We start from the raw sequence: 21,145 nt of genomic DNA, 5'->3' as shown, positions 1-21,145 counted from the left end.
ATAATCCTAACAGAAATCAAGCACAAGAATTTGATACTTATCCATAATTGCCCGTAGGTGGTCATGAAAGCGTCGATAAGATATGAGATATTATTAATTCTCATTGCATCATGATATAAATTCAATATTCCCAATTAAGAGCACACTCCAATGCAGCTAAGCGCTAACAAGACTGCACAGTTTTTTATTCAAAATGAATATCATCAGGTTGAACTTGATGGTCCACGCTTGCTGTTATCTTCAGTAGGCAGTGAAGAGCGTATCCCATTTACTATTTGGAGTGGCAAGATCGCGATAAAGCGCGGATTGTTCTGGGGATCGCTACAATTTTTTGCTAATCAACAAGATGGAACACAGCGCAGTTGGTTAGTACAAGGCTTACCTTGGGATCAATGCCGTCAATTTGCACGCGCGTCAGTTAGTGCTTATCAGAAGTGGCACGACACTCAATGTGAACAATTGGCTGAACACGTACCTCAGTGGGAAGCTGAATTAACACGTCTTGAGCAATTACCAGCCTTTCTACCGCATTCTAAGGTCAATACTTGGGTTGATATGGTCAACTCAGGCTTAGAGAGTATGACAATGACGCTAGAAGAGGCCGCACAACGCATGCCAAACCGCATCGCAAGAATGCAGCCATGGTTATCTGAAACGGAAATCAAGCAAGCTGAAAGAAACCAGCAATGGCTAGAGACCGAGCGAAAAAACTGGGAAGTGTTGTTTGCGCAATGTGAGTCGTCACCACTGAACTTATCGCAGCAATATGCGGTGTTGATGAATGATGATCACAACCTTATTTTAGCGGGTGCAGGCTCGGGTAAAACCAGTGTTCTAACGGCTCGCGTCGCGTATTTACTGCAAAGCCATCAAGCTCAAGCTGAAGAGTTGCTATTGCTCGCTTTTGGTCGTGAAGCGGCAGAAGAGATGAAGCAACGTCTCGACAGCAAAATTGGTTTATCAGCAGAGAAGGTGCAAGTCAGCACTTTCCACCAGTTGGGTTTAAAGATACTGAATCAAGTTGAACCCGAACGTGTGGTTATTTCTCCTTTAGCGCTCGATGACAACCAACGCCAAGCATGGTGCATTGATTGGTTGAAGAAGCACTGGATGACACCGACCAACTTTAAACGTTGGCAAAAGCATTTGTCTAAATGGCCAATCGCTTATTTAACCGGTGACGATGAGCTTGGTAGCCACGTTTCAAACCTCAAATTGATCGGTTGGCTTGAAAAGCAGCTAGAACAGTTGAATGCGTCGGGTTTAACCAAAAAAGAAGTACAGCAACAGCTGATTGATCACCGAGACTATACGCGCCTCAACAGCGAGCTTTCACTGTGTTGGCCATGTGTAACCGCGTGGCAAAAGGAGCTGAAAGAACAGAATCATATCGACTTCTCAATCATGATCAGCCGAGCGACTCAGTATGTCGAGAAGGGCAAGTTTATCTCACCTTGGAAGTTCATCATGATCGATGAATACCAAGATATCTCACCTGATCGTCTTGCCTTGGTTGAAGCACTGTGTAATCAGTCTAAAGCCGAGCATCAAGCCTCTATTTTTGCAGTAGGCGATGACTGGCAGTCGATTTACCAGTTTGCAGGTGCGGATGTGGATTTGACCACGGGCTTTAAGGATCGCTTTGAAAGCTCGACCATTCATCACCTAGATACCACTTATCGCTTTAACAATCAGCTAGGTGCAGTTGCCAATCGCTTTGTACAAGAAAACCCAATTCAGATTCCGAAAGAACTGAACAGCTTCAAGCAACAGAAGCAGAAGGCGGTGTACAGTGCGCCAAGTAAAGAAGTTGAGAAGATTCTTGATCAACTGAACCGTCAATCCAAAGGCAAAACCAATAAATCGGTGCTGCTACTTGGACGTAATCATTACCACAAGCCAGAGTTGTTGGAAGACTGGAAGAAGATCTTCACTTCCATTGATATCAAGTTCATGACTTGCCACGGCAGTAAAGGTAAAGAGGCGGACTTTGTCATTATTCTTTGTGTTGACGAAGGACAGTTCCCGACCAAGAAGAAACAGCTGCATATTGATGGCGCATTGACTGAATCATCAGACGCGTTCCCTTATGCTGAAGAGCGTCGTTTATTCTATGTAGCAATGACGCGGGCAAAAGAGAAAGTATGGATCACGCACAGTGGCGACGGCTCTGGCTTTGTGCAGGAGCTGCATGGTTCTGATTACCCAGTTGTTCGTAAAAAGTGATGTTACTTGACTTGATTGTCTAAAATTAGATCTTCAATCCCTGCCCTAATATCACAAGTCAGACGCATAAAGCATAAGGAATTTGCTATGGAACACGGCTCTATTAACTACATTGAATTTGCTGCGAAAGACATCTCAGCAACTAAGGCGTTTTTCAGCCAAGTGTTTGGTTGGAGCTTTGAAGACTATGGCCCTGAGTATTCTGCTTTTGAAGGCAAAGGCTTAATGGGCGGCTTCTATTTGGCGGATCTGGCGTCGAATACGGATAATGGCGCGGCACTGATGGTTTTCTATAGCCAAGATCTTGAGCAAACTGAGCGCGATGTGATTGATGCTGGTGGTCAGATAAACCGTGAGATCTTTAGCTTTCCCGGTGGCAGACGTTTCCATTTCAGAGAGCCAAGTGGCAACGAGATGGCAGTGTGGAGTGATAAGTAGAGACTCACTACACTGTTTATGATTGAACTGTTTAATGTCTGAAACGAGACATAAAAAAGCCTGCGATAAAATGCGGGCTTTTTAGTCTGTTCAGTAGAGATCACATTTAACGTGCGATTACGTGCGCTCTGCTAGATACGCTTCGTAGTCTGGGATTTCGATGATTACTTCTTCTTCAAGCAATGAAGAGTTAAACAGGAAGTTAGCGGTAGCGCGGTTAGTTGCCACAGGAATGTTCCAAACACTTGCGATACGAAGCAGTGCTTTTACGTCTGGGTCATGTGGTACAGCATTAAGCGGATCCCAGAAGAAAATCAGCATATCGATTTTGCCTTCAGAGATAAGCGCGCCAAGTTGTTGGTCGCCGCCCATTGGACCGCTGATCATGCTCTTGATTGCTAAGCCTGTCTCTTTACTGAGTAGAGAACCAGTCGTGCCCGTTGCGTAAAGGAAGTGCTTTTGTAGTTTTTCTTTGTTCTCTTTGACCCATCTTAGTAGCTCAGGTTTGAAGTGGTCATGAGCGACCAAAGCGATATGCTTGTGTGTTGGCATAGTGCGCGTTGTTTTTTGCATGAATGTTCCCTAAATTGTTGTTTCGTTTTTATTGTTTTGAGTTCTTCAGCCAATATAGCACTATGGATTCACACTGAATACCGGACGAAACTCAGAAGGTGACAATGAGTCGGCGATAATTTGATCTTTGAGAGTTGCAGGTGTCAGCGCTTCGATAATCGGTGCGCTGTGTTGCTCGTAAGGTTGACCGCGTAAGTAACTCGTGGCTTGTTTTACCGACAAGCGACCTTGCTCAACCATTTTATCGGTTGGCGCAAAAAGTACCTTGTTACGAAGTAAACCACGGTAGGTTCCGTGACTTAAGTAACTCGAAATTAACCCAATCTCTTCGGTTTTATCGGCCGCTCGTAGCTCACTGATCGCTGCTTCAATCGCGACGGCACTTCCGACTATATATTGGATATCCGGCTCCTCGATCACCTGTTGTACTAGGTTTCTTTGCAGTTCTTTATCGTTATCTGCCCAATAGCTGATCGCGATTTTGATATCACTCGACTTGATCGCATCATAAAACCCCAGTGCCACAGGCTTAGTGCCGCCACTTGCTTGTGGACCAAGTAACAGGGCGATAGGTGTTTCGCCTGATCCTTTCGGGTGTCGTTTCGACAAAAAATCTCCGACTTGGTATCCCATTTGGTACCAATCGACACCGACCGTACCTTTTAATACCTTCTGTTGTTCTTCATTGACGGTTAACTCATTTACCGTAGCAAACACAGGCGTCGAGCCAACCCAATCGCTGAGATTGTCATGATACGCATCGGGTGAAACCGTACCTAAAATAATGGCATCGGCTCCCCATTGCGTGCAAAGCACCAGTTGCGAGGCTTGTTTGGCCACGTTGGGGTAACCGCCAGCTTCCAATACTCTTAGCTCAACTTGCTGCTTTTCTGCTTCAGAGATCATTCCATAGTTTACCGACAACCAATAAGAGTCTTTGAGGTGCGGATAAATGGCACAGATTTTCTCTTTTTGTGATGTGGCATTGGCGGGCTTTATTGGGCTCAAAGGCTCACTAGCACCTGCGACAGTAGTTACTGAGGCCAGTAGTGAGAGAAGAATTATTGAAGCGAAAGGTCTAGATAGCATGAATTGCCGTTTTGTTGGTTTTAGATAAGAAACACTGCAAAATATAGCGTATTCTGCATGGGTAAAGAAGAACGTTTTAAGGTTTAGAGTTTATGTTGTTAGCTTCAGCGAGTATTGGACGCAAGCTGCTGGCCTCATTCTTAGTGATGGCACTGTTGGTTCTATTGTCTGCATTGATCGGTGTTTCTGGTTTTAGCTTTGTAGCCAAAACGGAAAGAAACGTCGTTGATTCGGCGCTTCCTGCCATGATCGAAGCTCGTCAGGTTTCTGAGTTGAGTAACCGTATTATTTCGTCAGTACAAACACTTTCTAATGCGAGAAACGAGGCCGAAAGAAAAGAGGCTGGCACCGTACTGTTTGACCAACTTGAGTCGCTTCTTCAACATATCAAAGAGCTTGGTGTCGACAGTTTCGATTCTCAGCTCCTCAATAAACTCGAAAACAATGTTCAAAGCGTTATTAACACACTGGCTGAGTTGGGTGTGTCGGTTGAGCGTAAGCTTTGGTTAAGCAAAGAGTTGTCGTCTCGTGTCGAAGAGATGCGCCTATTGGCCGAAGAGCTAGAGCAGTTGACGCGAACCCAAGTTTTGAACACGGCTACCATTGCGGTTGCTAACGTCACGCATATCTATGACCTGCTAGAAACCAAAGAAACGGATAAAGCCTACCAAGCCTTAGATGCGCTTGTAGAGGTTGACCTTGATTTGTCTGAGCGCCTACACGAATTGCATTTGCTGGCGTTCAAAATGCTTAACCAAATTGAAGAAACGCAAACCGTTACCAACGTAGAGCGTATTCATCAAATCCAATCAGAATTTGAATCCAACCTAAGAATCATGGCGCGCCGCGTTAAAGCGGTCGAAGATCCTACTCGTTCAGCGCAGATGTCTCAGCTTCTAGAAGAGCTCAGAAAACGCCAAGTCGTGTTCGATATTTCATTAGAACAATATGAGAACACCAAAAAGTCAGAGTTTCTGATGCAAAATACGTTGGAGCTGTTCTCTCAGCTGAATACAACGGTTAACCAACTGGTTGATGATTCAAACCGCAGTACCAAAAAAGCGGTTGATGAGCTGACCAGCACGTTGAATTTGGCTCAATGGTCACTGTCTGTGATTTCGGTTATTGGTTTGGTTATCGTTGCATTTATCGTGTGGCGAGTGGTGTATATCTCGGTTGTTAAACGTCTTACTGAATACTCATCGGCCTTGATGTCTATCGCACAAGGTCGCCTGAATATTGATATCTCGGTAAAGGGTAATGATGAGCTGGCTCATATGGGCGAGGCGATCATCACTGCCAGAAACACCGCGCAGGCGCTACAAGTGGTTGCGGTGGGTGAAGCAAAGGCGAAACGCGAACTTGAAGAGCACAAAGAACACTTAGAAGAGTTGGTCACAGACCGAACCTACCAGCTGCAAAAGACCAATGAGAAGCTGAACATCGAGGTAGGGAACCACGCTAAGGCTCGTAACGCCGCAGAACAAGCAAGCCGCGCAAAATCCGCTTTCCTTGCGACGATGAGTCATGAAATACGAACGCCGATGAACGGTGTATTAGGTACTGCAAGATTGCTCAAAGATACCGGGTTAGACCCGCTGCAATCCGGCTATGCAGACATCATTAACCGCAGCGGTAAGAACCTACTCGCGATTTTGAATGACGTGTTGGATTACTCAAAGATTGAAGCAGGGCATTTAGAAATCCGCACTGCTTCGTTTGATCTTCATCAGATGGTTCAAGATACCTACCAATTGATGGAAGGGCGTGCCGCTGAGAAGAAGCTGAACTTTGATTTCCATATTGAAAGTGATGTGCAACGCTATTGGCGTGGTGACGTAACGCGAATCAGCCAAATCTTGAATAATTTGGTCGGTAACGCGATTAAGTTTACGGAAAGTGGCTCGGTCGATATCTTTATCAGCTTAGATATCGAAGATGAAAATCGAGTGATGTTTGAAGTGTCAGATACAGGTGTCGGTATTGATGCTAGCGAACAAGCTTGTCTGTTTGATGCCTTTACCCAAACCGATAGCGGTCGCAACAAAACCGGCGGCACAGGGCTTGGATTAGCGATCAGTAAAAGCATCATGTTGGCAATGAACGGGGATATTGGCGTTCATTCTGAAGAAGGCGAGGGTAGCCAGTTTTGGTTCTCACTGCCACTTGAAGCCGGTGAGAAGATAGAAACGAAAGTACCGGTCATTGAAGCGTGTATTCGAGCTAAAGTACTTCTGATTGAAGATAACCCCGTAAACTGCATCGTTGCTGAAGGCTTCTTGCATAACTTGGGGCACGAGGTTGTGATTGCGACAACCGGACAAGAAGCGAGAGCCATATTCAGTGAGCAAGAGTTCGATATTGCGCTGGTGGACATTAACTTACCCGACTGCGATGGCGTCGAGTTAATTCAACAACTCAAAGACGATGCGCTTCAGCATAAAAGTGAAGAAGACGTAATTCGAAAAGTACCCCCAATGATCGCAGTATCGGCTCATGTGTTTAACGAAGAAGTGGAAAGCTATTTGTCGTCTGGCTTTGATGGATTCTTACCTAAGCCGTTAGAGAAGGAAGCATTATCGGAATTGATTGTTGAGCAGTTGGACGGTCACACGCTGTTGCTGCCTCAGCCGGATCCGTCAGATGCTGTTTGCTGTCAGCTAAACTCTAAACCTCAGGAAACCGAGCTAGACTTATCAGCATTGGCATTTGCAAGCTCGACACAACGAGCAAACCAAGACGCGGAACATAATCAAGGAGAACCGATTGTGCAGATGATTAACCCTAAGATTATCAAAGACGACTTGGCCATTCTCGGTCGAGAAAAAATAGTGCAGATTGTTGGGTTGTTTGACCAAAGCAGCCAAGTCACTCTCGATGAACTGATTGTGGCAAGTGCCGCTGACAACGCTCGTGAAATTAAGTCTTTAGCTCATAAACTGAAAGGGTCTGCCGGCAGCCTAGGATTATCTGCACTGTTTGCTTTATGCCAGAGCATTGAAGCGAGCGAGGATCCATTACTTCAATATCGCGATAATGCAGACTCATTACCTGAATTGGTGAAAGACTCGTTAGCAGCGCTCCGAGAGCAACTATAGAGTGGCTATTGGGCGGAAAGCCCCAAAATAAGAACAGAAAACAAAAAGCAGGCTATTTCTCCGTTTTAATATGAAGAAGTGACCTGCTTTTTTATTGTCGAATAAGAATCTAAGTAAGGCTTTCAAGGAACGGCTCTAAGCCATCTTGATATGTCCAGCAGCTTTGATCTTAACGTGAACCATATTGCCTTGTAGGTAGCTTAATGGAATCTCGCTGCGTTCAATGATCGCGACATTATCGCTGCATGCGCCAGCTTCAATCGCCAGTTGCTTTGATTGCGCTTCCAAGCCCTTTAAGGTCTCTTCACGTGATGCTGGGTCAATTGGTACGATCTTATCGAATTGACCTGATATTTCACCCAACGCAACACCAATCGCATTAGCCACTTCAAAGTGCTCAGGACGAACCACTTGGCTCACACCTTCAAAATGATCTGGGAATAGGGCACTACCACCACCAACCATGATTACGGGTACACTCGCCGCAGAGGTCTTCATCTTATCGATGCCTTCTTCAACATCCGTGACCATTTGTTGATAAATCTTGCTTGCTTGTTCGGCTGAAACACCAATCTCATCACTCAGTTGATGTTCTGCCTGCCACTGCATTTGTCCTGTTTTGAGTGCAATATCGGTGAGCGTAAGTTCATCACCACCAAAGCTACGCGCCGTTTGCGTCAAGGTATGGCCAACACTTTCTGGGCCTAGCTCTATACGCTGCTGTTCAAAGCGAACCTTGGTACCACCACCAATGGCTAACGCCAAAATATCAGGCATACGGAAGTTGGTTCTCACTTCACCGATTTCTACTGCTAAGCTCGATTCTCTTGGGTAGCCGTGAGTCAGTACGCCGATATCAGACGTAGTGCCGCCCACATCGACCACAATCGCGTCTTTTAACTTAGTTAAGTGACTCGCTCCACGAATCGAGTTTGTTGGCCCACAAGCCACGGTAAGAATCGGGTACATCAATGCGAACTGCTGTGACATCAATGTTCCGTCGTTCTGACCGAAATAAGGCGTGGTGTGGATTTCATGATTGATGAGTGCACTGCAAAAGCCGTCAACGAATCGTTTTGCTGTCCCTTGCAGAGCCGCATTGAGGATAGTGGCGTTCTCACGCTCTAAAAGCCCTAAACTGCCCACTTTATGGGATAACGATAGGTTCACGCCCGGAAGTTCTTGTTGAATCCATTCTGCTGCTTGAAGCTCCTGGTCGCCGTTGACGGGAGAGAACACTCCGCAGATAGCAATGGAATCCACTTGGCCTTTCATTTTCTGGCAGAGCTCGCGGATCTCAGACTCTTGAATGTCGGCAATCAACTGGCCGTCATATTCATAGCCGCCGTGTGCTTGGTAGAAGTGCTGACCAAGCAGGTTTTGCCACGCTTCACTCCAACCACAAAGGGGCGGGACGCTATCACCACTGGGAAGCGCTAAGCGAATCATGCCGACTCTGTCTAAGCCTTTTCGTTCAACGATTGCGTTGGTGCATTGAGTCGTGCCAAGCATCGCGTGTTTCACTTGCTGACCATCAATGTTTGCTTGGTTTAATAGCGCAGAAATCGCGTTGTCGATCCCTGTTGAAACATCATGTGTGGTTGCGGTTTTTACTTTGGCAATCACATTTAAGTCTGCGTCGAGCAGCACACCGTCGGTATTGGTGCCACCTACGTCAATGCCCAAACGGCAGTAATCAAGCGTAATGTTTGTCATGCGACTACCTCTTCAATGCAGACTTTAGTTGTTCAATGGTTTGATACTCGACGGTGTAGCCAAAGTAACCCGGGCCCGCGACTTCAATACCTTTGTCAGTGCGCCATTTGGGGTCGCAAGGGTAAGCGATAAGGTCGATGCGCTGCCCGTAACGAAGTTGTTCGGTTGTGATTGGCTTACCCGTTTCATGATCCAAGATCGAAATAAGATCCGGTGTTGATGCCAGCAGGTTATCTTGGCTCATGTCTGCGCGGCTTGTACCTTTGTGCGCGAGAAGTAATTCGTTTTGGAACTGCACAAACACGTTATCGACGCCGGTATCTTCAAACTGAGCCAGCTTTTCAATCACGACACCACCTGTTGCAAAACCACCATCGGTTTCACGTTGAATATCAACAATCTTGCCACTGATGATGGTATGGCCGCCGACAATGTCTAATACGGCCTGTGTGCCACTTTTATTGTTGTCGTTCGCCAGTCTAATCGCTTCACCAATCTTCATTGCTTGGGTCAGTGTCGCAGGCAGTGCACTGCGTTTTAGGTTCTTACCGTTCATTGGGTAATCGCACATTGCTGCAGAGCCACCCATCTGTTCGGTAATCGGCCTCGCAAACTTTTCAGACCAAATACCGTCAATCGGATAAAGCGTGACGACATTGCCACGCTCATCGGCCAATGTGTTCGGTGCCGAAGGGAGACCATCAAGAAAGAAGGTCACCATCTGAGCTTCTGGGAACGCACGTCCCATCGCATCACAATCGATCACAGGAATGTTCTTTTGTGCTGCAACGAGAATTGGAATCAATGAATTGAAGCCGCCTACTTCGATAGGAAACGTTGCCGCTACTTCAGTGCCGAGCGCTTTTTCCATCGCTTCGAAAGCAATCAACATTTGATCTTTCGAATTGAGTTTCTCTACTGCGACTGTTGGTGCGCCAATCATTGAAGAGGGCACTGTCATCCAATCGTCTTGCACGTCTTCTAAAGGAATCATGCGTACAGGGTGCTTTGCCGTTGCAATGGCTACTTTCGCCATCAAGGCACCGCTGTATGGGTCACCGCCGCCGCCAGTACCTAATACCGTCGCACCCAGCGCGATATCATCAATCATTTGTTCAGTAATAATCACAACTACTATTCCTTATCACTTGAAGGAGAAAGCTTCATTAGGGCGAGGTAAATCACACCAGCGGCAAGAATGCCGTCTAACGCCGAGATGCTGGTGAACGAAAACAGATTGAAAAACTCTGGTGCAGTACAAGCGCTGAATGCAGTACCAAATGCCCAAGAAGCCAAGCCTTTAAACATCCAAGCTGGAACTTGTTGGATGTTCTCAAAGCTCATTTTTGTCGAATCTAAAACATAATATTGAACGATGTAGACACCCGCAGCAGGCGCAATGGTTACGCTGAGTAGCATTAAGAAGTCGGTAAACTTGTTCACCATGCCGAGTTGTGCGATACCAATGCCGACGATGGTCATGATCACAACCAGAACAGGGCGCGGAATCTTAGGTAGAACCATCGACATGCATAAGCCGCCAGAGGTTAGGTTGCTACTGTTGGTGGTCCATTGTGCGAATACCAGTACTATAATGGCCGCCATGCCTAAACCTAGGGTGAAGAAGACTTCGACTAGGTCGTCGGTGCCGGTCATTTTGGTCAAGATCAATGCGATAAGAATGATGGCACTGTTGCCGACGAGGAAACCGATACCCGCTCCTAAAATCGCATCACGGCGTGTTTTGGCGTAGCGAGCAATATCAGGTGCAGCAACCGCAGCTAGAATCCAGATAGACATAACAAAAGAGATGGCTTGGCCAAGCGTCAAAGGATCTTCAATCGATGGCGCTGCGCCACCTTGATAATCAGCAGCCATAAACAAACCGATGGTAATCAACGTCACCATCAATGGAACAGAATAGGTACTGAGTTTGCCTAAAGCACGAACGCCATAGATAGCCGTCATCATCATTAACACACTGCCGCCAATAAGAGCGGTGAGGTGTGAAATTATGATGTCGTATTTCGCCAGTGCATCGACCATGATGAAAGCGAAGAAATCAGCCTGGAATGCGAACCAGCCGACTAATGAGATGCCGTTGATGAAGCCAAGAATTTTACCGCCGTTACGGCCAAATACCGCGCTGCTCACCAGCGGGGTAGACACGCCAGCTTGAAAGCCAATGTTGGCACACAGCATCGCGATGATCGCCAATAAGCCTGAACCAATAAACGTGGCAAGCAGTGCGTCTTCAAAACCAATACCGCTGCTTAGAATCGAGCCGAGAAACAGTCCCGAAATGTCGATGCCGATTGCCAACCAAATAAGGCTGATGACCCACCAAGATCGTTTGGCCTTCTCGGGAACGGGTTCCAACTCGAAGTCATCTATCTTTTTGTGGCTGTGTGTTGCTTCGGGTTTATTCACGTAAGCTTCTGCCGCCATAGTGCCATCCATGCATTGTTATTCCATAAGTGTGAATAAAGCATACTGATGTATTTATTGTTAATAAATGAATATAATCAGATGTAAACATAACAAAAAACAAATGTGAGTGGCAAAGTGAATCCAAACAATAAGTTAGATAAAAGAGACCTACGTAGATTAGAGCTTTTTTGTGAAATTGTTGAACAAGGAGGCATCAATCAGGCGGTCGCAAGCACTGGGATTAGTCAACCAGTGCTGAGTAATCAGCTTATTGCCTTGGAAAAAAGCTTAGAATTAACATTATGCCAACGTGGTCGACGTGGTTTTAAGCTGACTCATGAAGGTGAGCAAGTGTATAAATATGCGAACCAACTAAAATCGACCTTAACCGACTTCGCTTATAAGTTACGAGGTGTACAGACGGAACTCTCTGGGCATGTGCGAATTGGATGTTTGGATAACACCGTCACTTTGCCTTATAACCCACTTCCCAAAGCGATCGAGACGTTTTACCAACGCAGTAACAGTGTTGAGGTGAGTGTTGATGTCGGGGATTTCACCCAGTTGAATGAGAAGTTAGCAAAGAACCAGATTGATATGATGATAGTGGTTCTAGGGTCACATCAAAAATCAGCGTTTCAACATAAATACCCACTGTTTGAAGAGCACAGTTATCTGTATGCGCGTAAGGATCTGGCTGAGAAGATCATGGACAAGGATTTCTCATTGGATGGCTGTCGTATCAACATGGGCGGCTATGCCAAAGATGAGATGTTCCGATTACTGAATATTGAGCAGTACGATTCCGTAAAGCCTTTTGATGGCTGGCATGTCGAGTCGGGTGTAATTTTAACCTTGGCGGGCACACACCTGAGTTTTTTACCGTCTCATTTAATCGACCGTGGCCATTATGACCAAGCCTTGATTCCGCTTCAGCCCGAGAAGTGGAGCCTTAAGAGTCAGTTTTATGTGGTGTTGAAGCAACCTGTAGATTCCCTTTCCCCCGCCGCGCGTGCGTTTTTTGATGAGCTACACCAACCGGAAGCATTGGATTCAATATAGAGAACTCGTCGCTTCTCAATAGCACTTAAGATACTTTCTCATATACAAAAAATCCTCTGCCAAGACAGAGGATTTTTGCTTTTATGCTTTATGAGTGAAAACTAACGGTTCTCGAAGCGGTTGTAATCCAACAATCCGAACTCGATCGGTTGGTCTTGTTGATACCAACGATGCACGCGATCACTGAATGGCCAGAACTCGCTAGAACTGCGTCGTACCGCAAACTTATCCAGCAGCGCCACGTAGTCTTCTTCAGTGCTTAAGTTTTGCAGCGTTTTAACCAGAGTAGGAATCTCGCTCTCGGTTAATGATAGGTAAGCCGCAGGGTAGCTACCGACAACGCCTCGTACGAGGGTAAGGTCATCATTGGCGTAATCACGGTTACCTTCTTCATTAAACAAGCTAGAAATGTTGCTGTGCGCGTTATTGTGAATCATGGTGAACAGTTGCTCTTCGCCGTTTTCGCCTTCAATCATGATCATCACTAATTGAGGCACATGACGCAGGCCTTCGCCCTTTATCAAATTCACTTGGTTAAGCAGTGCTTCATTCTTCCTACCAAAACCTGTTTCAACAATCTCAAAGCGATTATCGAGAACAGGTGCGAGCTTATCTTTGATCATATCAAGCAGTTCGTGTTTCGGATCCGCCGTTTTGTAAACCACGCTGGTCGGCTGATCAAAAGGTGCAATGTTTCGCTGCAAATAGTCACTCAGTTGTGCGCTTTGGTTCTGGTACCAACTAGAGTGTTCAATGTGACGAACGTCTTTAGGAAGAAGGCTTAAGAAGTTACTCTCACCTTCAAGACGCAAGAAGTCCATGAACATGCGTGTAATCAGCTGGTGGCCAAAGTTGCCGTAAACATCGAAGCCTGCAACGAGAAGATAATGAATACGCTCTAGAAGAGCATAATCAAGAATCCACGCAGTCTTAGGTTGCGTGCCAACTAACCCTTGTACAACAGAGGCGCTATCGAAGTGCCTAAAGACGGTGAGAGCAGCATTCGGGTTGATGCCATCGCCATCCCAAATGATGCCAGTGTCTAGGTGGACGCCACTCTCGAACCATTGGTTAGTGAAGTCTGATTTCGCGTTTAGGTATTGCGCTTGTTGCTTTGCGTATCTTACCCAGTTGGTCACAGGTACGGTGTTACTTTTTAGTTCGCTAGGTAGCTTTAAATTTTTCTTTTGACTTGCGTAGAAGGCGTTGATTTCCGGAACATCGGCTTTCTCTGGGTCGATGAAGAAAACCCAAAAACGGTCGTTAATTACGTTCAAGGCAAGTTGACCACGACACACAGGTCCTTTGATGTAGGCCATGATGGTGTTTTGCGCGTTATCTAACATGAAGTTGAAGCGCGAGTTTACTGGCAGCGCTTCAAATGATGTCATTGGGTTTGCTGAAACATCGATGTCGTAACTAGGTAGTTGTTTTACTTCGTAATTTACGTCGACAAACCAGGTATTCCACTTTTGTAGACGCTCTTTATTAAGTGCGAAAGGCATGTGCGTTTTGTCGACGATAGTGCCTTGTTCTGGAATCAGACGGTAGTAAACACTGTCTACTTTTGGATCGTCATAAGGGCGACGAGTCGTGATGCGTTGTACCGCTTCACCTGGTGGTGTTGCAGAGCGAACAACAGTAAAGAAACGCGTTGGTTGAGCTAAATCAGAAAAATAGACATGAGATAAAAACAGGTGCTCGTAGATATAACGTGCTGAAAGTTGACTCTTATTGTCGCTCTTGTTTAAAAAGCTTTCGTAGACATTAACGAGCTCTTGTTCTGCATCAGTCAATGGAATGTGGTCGTTCATTAACGCGCCATTTTCCAACCAACTCATTAAAGTCGCGTATTCGGTTTTGTCTAAGTTTGGCATCCCATAAGGCATTCCCCAAGTTGGGTAATCTCTCTCGTATTGAGCGTATTCTTCAATGGTTGGGCACTGTTGGTCGCGATCGATTGAAAAGTCGAAACCTTCAAGCTGGGTTTGATCGGGCAGAGGGTGATTCTCTTTCTGGATCAACATACGAGAAACAAGACCAGCATCGAGGTTAGCCGTTGAGTTCTGCATACGCTCATTGAGGACTGGATGAAAATCCGCATCGCGCCACTCTTGCGTGGTTAACGCATCTTCAAACAAGCGAGTAGGGGCTGATGCCGTTAAGCGGGTGCCTTGATAAACGAGTGCCTTGCTCGCGCCTCGGTCTATACCTTCCACTGAAGACATTTTGAGTTGGCAAGGGGCGTCATAACAAGCGTGACAAACCACGCATCGGTTATCAATGATGGGCTTTACTTCGTCAATGAAGTGCTGCGCTTGAGCTGAAAGAATAGGTGCTTGGCGATCGCGTACTTGTTGTTCACCAAACAGTTCGTCGAAGTTTAAACCCGCGTAGACGGCACAACCTGAGAAGACGCTAACAAAAGCTAAAATGAAGAGTTTTTTCAAATTCATACGTATTTAAATATTAGGCATTTTCTATAATTATATCGAAAATGATTGAAAATGCTCATGTTCTAACAATTTTGTAGACAAGATCTTGATGGGACGAGTGACTTGTCGATGCGCGTGACTCGCTAGTGCTCAGAAATTGGTGTTTAGACTTAGCTAGATTTAAGTCCCAAGAGCTAAAAGCTAGCAGTTAAGAGTTAAGAGTTAAGAGTTAAGAGTTAAGAGCTAAGACTCATTGATTGACGTAACAAACAGAGAAGGGGACAGACAATCGCTCAAACTCTTTGATCCAGCGCCACTGGTTGTCTTGCAGTTTATCGCCAGGGCCTTTGACTTCAATCCAATGAAACTCATCGCCCTTAAACGCAATCAAATCCGGCATCCCAGTTCTAAATAGCTTTAAGTCACTCAATATCACTTTGAAGAGGTCTACAACCAAGGCATTTGGAATTGAAGCCATGCCATGTTCGATGAGTGCCTTAGGAAAATAATTCCAATGAACAAAGGGGTTCGCGATACCTTGCTTTTCATCATAAGTATCAAGAAAATGGTTCAGCCCATGTTTGGATATCGTCTGAAACACGGCTTCAATCTGTTCGGCTCGCTTGTCTACGAAATCTGAATGGTACAGATCCAATGGTCGATGTTGGTAACGATTGATAAAGGCGCCTTCAACGTCTGCGAAAATGACATCCCAGAAAGCCAAACCAAACAAGCCACACAGAAAACTGTTTTCTGAAAAATAGACGTCCCAACCTTGGTTCTCAAAATGCTGCTTTACCGCAAGCTCGACTCGAGTTTGGCTGAGGTCTAATTCCAGTTTTAACTCTTTGCAGCTCGGCTTTATGGTTCGTGAAACTTTGTGCCCCTGTTTCCGTAGCAGCCGGTCTTCAAGCTTAATAGCGATTTCCAACTCTGACACATCCGATGGAGTAGCTTTCATTTGCGTGACAATGTCACACATTAAGTCTAGCGTACCTTGCTTATCATAGATGCGTGCAAGTCGTTCTCTGCTCGGAGGAAGTGTAGATTGTCTGAACCAAAAGATTGCTTGGTCGTTTAGATTAAGCCTTTCAAGATCGCGAGCAACATCATTGATCAAACGCGATCGTTTTCTGGCAATACTTCTGTGTTCTGATTCTTCAGAAATCGCATTTAAAATCAGTTCCAGAAACTCGCCATCTTTGCGGTCACCTTCTGAATACAAGCGTTGAATATCGCGCATCTGGATTAATTGATTGAGCTGATCCCTAGAGGTGAAGAAGCGGCGTTGCTTGCTTAATGGGTAGTTCTCAAAGGTGTTTAGCCCAAGGTCGCTTAACACGAACTGACTTAAGTCTTGATAGGTGTTGGCAAAGAACAGCAACAGTAATACATCAATCACTTGAGATTCGATGACGTAAATACAGTCGAAAGAGAGGTTTTGAAATTGATCAAAAGGTTGCTGATCAAGCCGTAACAACAGCTCGTCTTTCTTGGCATTTCTATGGCTCTTAAGGGCGGGGAATACACTCAACAGCTCTGGTTTGGTGAGCAAGTGCAACCCGAGCTCGACCTCACTAATGGCGAGGTCATGCTGTTCTTCGGGATGACTTAACCCAATGAAGCCTGAGCTGTTTAGCTCTTGCAGTACGGTCTTTAGATCTGGGATCTCAACATAGTTGAGTTTATCGCTGCGAAACCAACGGCCTTTACGAGAAAGCAAACGAACCATCAGGCATTGGCTTGAAACAGAAAGACGTTTGTATGCGGACAACCAACGACATTCATCATCACTCAGAAGATCGGGGTAGAGCGTTTGAGCGTGTTCAACCAGTCGATTGAAGTTGTCGAGATAATAAGTGGGGGAGAGCTGAAGAGTGGTTTCGGTCGTCAATGGAGAAGTCGCTTGATACAAAAAGAGCCTAACCCTAAGGTTAAGCTCTTCAGTAACAAATTCAATCTTTTCTGTTGATTAAGCTTGTGATGCTTTTAGTTCAGCAACTTTAGCTTCAGAGATTGGTTTAGTGATGATTGCTAGAACAATACACACTGCCATCATAACTGCAGAGATTGTGTAAGCTAGGACGTAACCTTCGCCGTTTGACATTGAGAAGCCAACAACTGCTGCACCGATAGCGCCGCCGATACCCCATGCCGTGTAAAGCACGCCGTAGTTAGTACCGTAGTTTTTCAGGCCGTAGAACTCAGCAGTTAGTGTTGGGAATACTGCTAGAAGCGTACCGTAACCAACCGCTGCGATAGCCGTACCAATGATTAGCGTGAATTCAGAGTTGAACGTAGCGAATAGAGCCATGTTCGCGCCTTGAAGGATGAACGCTAGAAGTAGAGTACGTACGCCACCGATTTTATCTGCAAGCATACCTGCAGCAACACGGCCGCCTGAGTTGAATACTGCAAGGATAGACGCTAGGTAAACTGCGTTTGGCAGGTTAGCTTGAACGCTAGCAATTGTAGTGATGTTACCGATGATCATTAGACCAACAGATGCAGCGAATGCGTACATGATCCATAGAGAGTAGAACTGAGGAGTCTTCAGCATTACTTTCCAAGTTAGGTCTTCAGTCTTCTTAACCGCTTTAGGAGCTTGGCCTGCTTTTACTTTAGGCTCAGCTGGCGTGTAATCCGCTGGTGGGTTGTTGATTGTTGCTGCTAGAGGTACTGCGATTGCAAGTACACCAACACCAAGAATCATAAAGCTAGTTTGGATACCCATGCTGTCGATTAGCGCAGAAGTTACTGGTGCTAGGTAAATAGCCGCAAGACCGAAGCCTGCTGCGATAAGACCGTTAACCATACCTTTCTTAGAAGAGTGGAACCACTTCATTGCTGATGGAGACAGACATGCGTAACCGAAGCCGATACCTGCACCTGTTATAATACCGAACGTGATGTTCAGCATCATAGGCGTTGTAGCGAAACCAGAAGCAATCATACCTAGGCCTGTAAGCGCTGTACCTAGGATAAGGATCTTACGTGGACCCATACGGTCTTGTAGGATGCCCGCAACAAGAAGACAAACAGAGAATGTGATAGTTGCAATAGCGTAAGGTGAAGATGCTTCAGCAGCACTCCAACCAGCTTCAGTTACTAGCGCTTTGTTAAATACACTCCAAGCATACAAGATGCCAAGACAAAGGTTGATACAGAAGCCTGCTAGCAGGATACGTGTTGCTTTATCAATCTTGCTCATTTTTATTCTCAGTTTTGTCATCGGTTAGTGGAGAGCCACTTAACTAAAGACGGGTTATTGTGATTGTTTCTTCAAAATTAGTTTGCGTTTATCAACAGATAGCGCAAAAGAGCGCGGATTATAACCAATTAAAATGTGATTGGAATCTCTTTTTCCATTTTTGGTAAATTAAATTCAATTTGTTAATAAGTTGTTTTTCATTGGTTTTTGAAATGTTTTTAACACCTCTCTATTTTGTTCTTTTTCGCTCTGTCTTCTTATTATTTCAGGGATTTTGAGGTGATGGTTTTTGAATAGACGCGTATTGCGTGCGGATATCACAGAGTTACAAATAATTTTAATTAATTTCCAAGGTTAAATTTGTGTAACAAAATAAATCGTAACAGCGCTTTGTTCATATGAGACAAGGAGTAACGGAGTTTTATTAAAAACAGAATGTTAAGCAATTGTTAAGGGTGATTTTTGTTAGTACTTTTGCTTACATTTTGTTCGATTGGAGGGGTTGTGTTGTCCGTAAAAAGTGGGAAAATAGTATGCAAACTGAGATTCCAAATTTGAAAGGATGCGTTTCCAACTTATGGTGAGGCGAGTATTATGAAACTGTTTTTAATTTTATTGATGTCAATTTCTGGTGGTGTAGCGGCAGCTGACCATATTCACTCTTTCCTATTCGGCTTCTATGTTGCGGCTCTAGCAGTTGGTAGTTGCTACTGGCTTGCATTCCGCAGTACGCGTTTCCCACAGTTGGCATTAGTGCTATTGATGTGTGGCTTTTTTGCGAAAATTGCAGTGACTGTTATCGGTGTTTCTTGGGGTATCTCGAACGATATCATTCAATCGCCGTTCATTTTCTCATTGTCATACCTGTTCTTCTTAGTGGTTGTGTCTTACGTTTGGTTTGCATACCGCGATAAATTGACGCTAAAACAACGCGCTAAGAAGGTAGAAGAGTCTCGCAAGCAAGCGGCAGCATAATTCGATTTGATTCTTAAAAAGCCTTCTTCGGAAGGCTTTTTTGATCCTGCCTACCTGAACTCTATTATTTGGTTATGACGGCAGATAAAAGAAACCCCAGTATGGTGACATACTGGGGTTACTTGTTATGTATCTATTATCTAGCAGTTACCATCTACCAAAGACTACTCTGAAGGTGTGTTATTTCTTCATCATCTTAGCGAGATCGGCGAACGGGTTGTGTGTCGCTGACTGATGATCATCTAAACTCGCTTTTGCATCCACACCATAACGCTCATGGTCAGTGTATTTTGAATGCTCATGATCGTGACAGTACAGGCACAGTAGCTCCCAGTTGCTGCCATCTTCAGGGTTGTTTGTATGGTCGTGATCCACGTGGTGAACGGTAAGCTCTCCGAGGTTTGAGTAAACAAATTCGCGCGCACATTTACCACAAACCCAAGGGTACAGTTTTAGTGCTTTTTCGCGGTAGCCTTTCTCTTGGCGAGCATACGCTGCACTCGAACCTGTGAAATCAGAAGACATTGCCAAATCCTTATCAATTGTAATATCCCGATTTTATCACAGCTTTCTTGAAGCTGTCGGTATGTCGTTCGTAAAATCATTGCTAAATGATGCAGTGGACTTATCGATATTAGATTGAAGTTTGAATACAGACTTACCTTCTACACACTAACGCTTAAGCGGGTTATGTCTTTCTGGAATAAGCCATGCTTAACAGTTTGAAAATAAATCGTATTCAGGGGTTTTAACCGCAGGCATGTGACCTAATATCAGTTTGTGAGACCCTATATTAATAAGGAAATATCATGTCAGAACAATACACTCCGCCAAAAGTTTGGGTTAACGATACTGCTGGTGGTAACAAGTGGGCAAACATCAATAGTCCTGAATCTGGAGCTCGCTTTGATAAAGAGCTTCCTGTTGGTGACCATGCTTTTCAATTGTATTCTCTTGGCACACCTAACGGTCAAAAAGTCACTATCTTGCTTGAAGAGTTGTTAGCGGCGGGTGTTAAAGAAGCTGAATATGATGCGTACTTGATCAACATCGGCGAGGCTGATCAGTTCTCTTCTGGCTTTGTTGGCGTGAATCCAAACTCCAAAATACCAGCACTTGTCGACAAGTCTGGTGACGAAGACGTGAATGTATTCGAATCGGCATCTATCTTGATGCATCTAGCAGAAAAATTTGGTCACTTCTTACCAAAAGAAGGGGCAGCAAGAACGCAAACCATTAACTGGTTGTTCTGGGCACAAGGCTCGGCACCATTCCTAGGCGGTGGTTTCGGCCACTTCTACGCTTACGCGGATGAAAAGCAAGAGTACCCAATTAACCGCTTCGCAATGGAAGCTAAGCGTCAACTAGATGTGTTAGACAAACAGCTCGCAAATAACACATTTGTGGCGGGTGACGAGTTAAGCATCGCTGATATCGCGATTTGGCCTTGGTATGGTAACCTTGTGCTAGGCAAAATTTACGATGCGGCCGAGTTTCTACAAGTTGAGTCATACACCAACGTTGTGCGCTGGGCGAAGCAACTAGAAGCGCGCGAAGGCTTCCAACGCGGCCGAGTGGTTAACCGTTCATTTGGCGAAGAGTGGGAGCAAGTACCAGAGCGCCATTCTGCAGAAGACATTGACCGAGTTTTAAAGCTTAAGCCTTAGTTCTTTTTTGAACGTGTTTTTGGCAGATATACCCTATCGGTCTTAATGTTAATGGCTAATTGAAACGCCATATCTCAATCGAGATATGGCGTTTTTCCGTTTTAAGGTAGGGAGAGGTTTTGTAATTGGAATGAGAGTCTCAATTATCATTTTTTCTTATTCAATCGCTTATGAGTAATGGTCTTTGTGGTTAAGACAAAAAACAATAGTCATCGAGGTGGAGTA

Annotated in this window: 15 protein-coding genes; 6 read left to right on the top strand and 9 right to left on the bottom strand. The window is 45.1% G+C overall.

Features of this window, described 5'->3' with window-relative positions; genetic code table 11:
• Positions 1 to 150: 150 nt before the first annotated feature.
• Positions 151 to 2,226: a DNA helicase IV gene (gene helD / locus A136_RS05340; protein WP_017064779.1), complete on the top strand. Its 2,076-nt coding sequence runs from the start codon at positions 151 to 153 to the stop codon at positions 2,224 to 2,226.
• Between the two features lie 87 nt (positions 2,227 to 2,313).
• On the top strand, positions 2,314 to 2,664 hold the full coding sequence (locus A136_RS05335; RefSeq protein ID WP_017060889.1) for a VOC family protein: 351 nt from the start codon (positions 2,314 to 2,316) through the stop codon (positions 2,662 to 2,664).
• A 117-nt stretch (positions 2,665 to 2,781) separates the two neighbouring features.
• On the opposite strand, the gene A136_RS05330 is transcribed toward A136_RS05335, so the two are convergent.
• A complete protein-coding gene (locus A136_RS05330) occupies positions 2,782 to 3,237 on the bottom strand; it encodes a methylglyoxal synthase (RefSeq protein ID WP_017064778.1) in 456 nt (151 codons plus the stop codon).
• A 60-nt stretch (positions 3,238 to 3,297) separates the two neighbouring features.
• Positions 3,298 to 4,326, bottom strand: coding sequence for a TMAO reductase system periplasmic protein TorT (gene torT / locus A136_RS05325; RefSeq protein ID WP_029235253.1), 1,029 nt, complete (start codon positions 4,324 to 4,326; stop codon positions 3,298 to 3,300).
• Between the two features lie 92 nt (positions 4,327 to 4,418).
• Between torT and torS the strand changes: the two genes are divergently transcribed.
• The gene (gene torS / locus A136_RS05320) at positions 4,419 to 7,424 is read left to right on the top strand and encodes a TMAO reductase system sensor histidine kinase/response regulator TorS (RefSeq protein ID WP_017060885.1); all 3,006 of its coding nucleotides are present in this window, start codon (positions 4,419 to 4,421) and stop codon (positions 7,422 to 7,424) included.
• Positions 7,425 to 7,559: 135 nt separating this feature from the next.
• Here torS and A136_RS05315 read toward each other — a convergent pair whose 3' ends face one another.
• Genes A136_RS05315 through A136_RS05305 form a run of 3 tightly spaced genes read right to left on the bottom strand, consistent with a single transcriptional unit; the run spans position 7,560 to position 11,600 of the window.
• Positions 7,560 to 9,140 (bottom strand): hydantoinase/oxoprolinase N-terminal domain-containing protein, encoded by a 1,581-nt coding sequence (locus A136_RS05315; protein WP_017064777.1) that lies wholly within the window; start codon positions 9,138 to 9,140, stop codon positions 7,560 to 7,562.
• 4 nt (positions 9,141 to 9,144) lie between these two features.
• The gene (locus A136_RS05310) at positions 9,145 to 10,269 is read right to left on the bottom strand and encodes a DUF917 domain-containing protein (RefSeq protein WP_017064776.1); all 1,125 of its coding nucleotides are present in this window, start codon (positions 10,267 to 10,269) and stop codon (positions 9,145 to 9,147) included.
• Between the two features lie 5 nt (positions 10,270 to 10,274).
• The gene (locus tag A136_RS05305) at positions 10,275 to 11,600 is read right to left on the bottom strand and encodes a cytosine permease (RefSeq protein ID WP_017064775.1); all 1,326 of its coding nucleotides are present in this window, start codon (positions 11,598 to 11,600) and stop codon (positions 10,275 to 10,277) included.
• Between the two features lie 93 nt (positions 11,601 to 11,693).
• On the opposite strand from A136_RS05305, the gene A136_RS05300 reads away from it, so the two are divergent.
• Positions 11,694 to 12,632, top strand: coding sequence for a LysR family transcriptional regulator (locus A136_RS05300; RefSeq protein ID WP_017064774.1), 939 nt, complete (start codon positions 11,694 to 11,696; stop codon positions 12,630 to 12,632).
• A gap of 101 nt (positions 12,633 to 12,733) precedes the next feature.
• Here A136_RS05300 and A136_RS05295 read toward each other — a convergent pair whose 3' ends face one another.
• The 3 genes from A136_RS05295 to A136_RS05285 all read right to left on the bottom strand — a co-directional run bounded on the left by A136_RS05295 (position 12,734) and on the right by A136_RS05285 (position 18,278).
• Positions 12,734 to 15,088, bottom strand: coding sequence for a fatty acid cis/trans isomerase (locus A136_RS05295; protein WP_017064773.1), 2,355 nt, complete (start codon positions 15,086 to 15,088; stop codon positions 12,734 to 12,736).
• A gap of 229 nt (positions 15,089 to 15,317) precedes the next feature.
• Entirely contained in the window at positions 15,318 to 16,982 is a 1,665-nt protein-coding gene (locus A136_RS05290; RefSeq protein WP_017064772.1) for a VRR-NUC domain-containing protein, read from the bottom strand.
• Between the two features lie 57 nt (positions 16,983 to 17,039).
• Positions 17,040 to 18,278: an L-lactate MFS transporter gene (locus tag A136_RS05285; RefSeq protein ID WP_017064771.1), complete on the bottom strand. Its 1,239-nt coding sequence runs from the start codon at positions 18,276 to 18,278 to the stop codon at positions 17,040 to 17,042.
• 594 nt (positions 18,279 to 18,872) lie between these two features.
• On the opposite strand from A136_RS05285, the gene A136_RS05280 reads away from it, so the two are divergent.
• Positions 18,873 to 19,253 carry a hypothetical protein gene (locus A136_RS05280; RefSeq protein ID WP_017064770.1) on the top strand — a complete coding sequence of 127 codons (381 nt, stop codon included), beginning with the start codon at positions 18,873 to 18,875 and terminating at the stop codon, positions 19,251 to 19,253.
• Between the two features lie 180 nt (positions 19,254 to 19,433).
• On the opposite strand, the gene A136_RS05275 is transcribed toward A136_RS05280, so the two are convergent.
• Entirely contained in the window at positions 19,434 to 19,778 is a 345-nt protein-coding gene (locus tag A136_RS05275; protein ID WP_017064769.1) for a YajD family HNH nuclease, read from the bottom strand.
• Between the two features lie 284 nt (positions 19,779 to 20,062).
• Here A136_RS05275 and yghU point away from each other — a divergent pair, with 284 nt between their 5' ends.
• Positions 20,063 to 20,920: a glutathione-dependent disulfide-bond oxidoreductase gene (yghU, locus tag A136_RS05270; RefSeq protein WP_017064768.1), complete on the top strand. Its 858-nt coding sequence runs from the start codon at positions 20,063 to 20,065 to the stop codon at positions 20,918 to 20,920.
• Positions 20,921 to 21,145: the final 225 nt, after the last annotated feature.

Source organism: Vibrio crassostreae 9ZC13 (assembly GCF_000272045.2).
GTDB classification, from domain to species: domain Bacteria; phylum Pseudomonadota; class Gammaproteobacteria; order Enterobacterales; family Vibrionaceae; genus Vibrio; species Vibrio crassostreae_C.
The sequence above is the reverse complement of the archived record's forward strand: the minus strand, read 5'-3'. Positions and strand labels throughout refer to the sequence as shown.

Bases quoted from the DNA above. Each gene is read 5' to 3' on its own strand.
- A136_RS05315 (WP_017064777.1), bottom strand. From the start codon at position 9,140: ATGACAAACATTACGCTTGATTACTGCCGTTTGGGCATTGACGTAGGT.
- A136_RS05275 (WP_017064769.1), bottom strand. From the start codon at position 19,778: ATGTCTTCTGATTTCACAGGTTCGAGTGCAGCGTATGCTCGCCAAGAG.
- A136_RS05330 (WP_017064778.1), bottom strand. From the start codon at position 3,237: ATGCAAAAAACAACGCGCACTATGCCAACACACAAGCATATCGCTTTG.
- A136_RS05335 (WP_017060889.1), top strand. From the start codon at position 2,314: ATGGAACACGGCTCTATTAACTACATTGAATTTGCTGCGAAAGACATC.
- A136_RS05295 (WP_017064773.1), bottom strand. From the start codon at position 15,088: ATGAATTTGAAAAAACTCTTCATTTTAGCTTTTGTTAGCGTCTTCTCA.
- A136_RS05285 (WP_017064771.1), bottom strand. From the start codon at position 18,278: ATGAGCAAGATTGATAAAGCAACACGTATCCTGCTAGCAGGCTTCTGT.
- helD (WP_017064779.1), top strand. From the start codon at position 151: ATGCAGCTAAGCGCTAACAAGACTGCACAGTTTTTTATTCAAAATGAA.
- A136_RS05280 (WP_017064770.1), top strand. From the start codon at position 18,873: ATGAAACTGTTTTTAATTTTATTGATGTCAATTTCTGGTGGTGTAGCG.
- torT (WP_029235253.1), bottom strand. From the start codon at position 4,326: ATGCTATCTAGACCTTTCGCTTCAATAATTCTTCTCTCACTACTGGCC.
- A136_RS05305 (WP_017064775.1), bottom strand. From the start codon at position 11,600: ATGGATGGCACTATGGCGGCAGAAGCTTACGTGAATAAACCCGAAGCA.
- yghU (WP_017064768.1), top strand. From the start codon at position 20,063: ATGTCAGAACAATACACTCCGCCAAAAGTTTGGGTTAACGATACTGCT.
- torS (WP_017060885.1), top strand. From the start codon at position 4,419: ATGTTGTTAGCTTCAGCGAGTATTGGACGCAAGCTGCTGGCCTCATTC.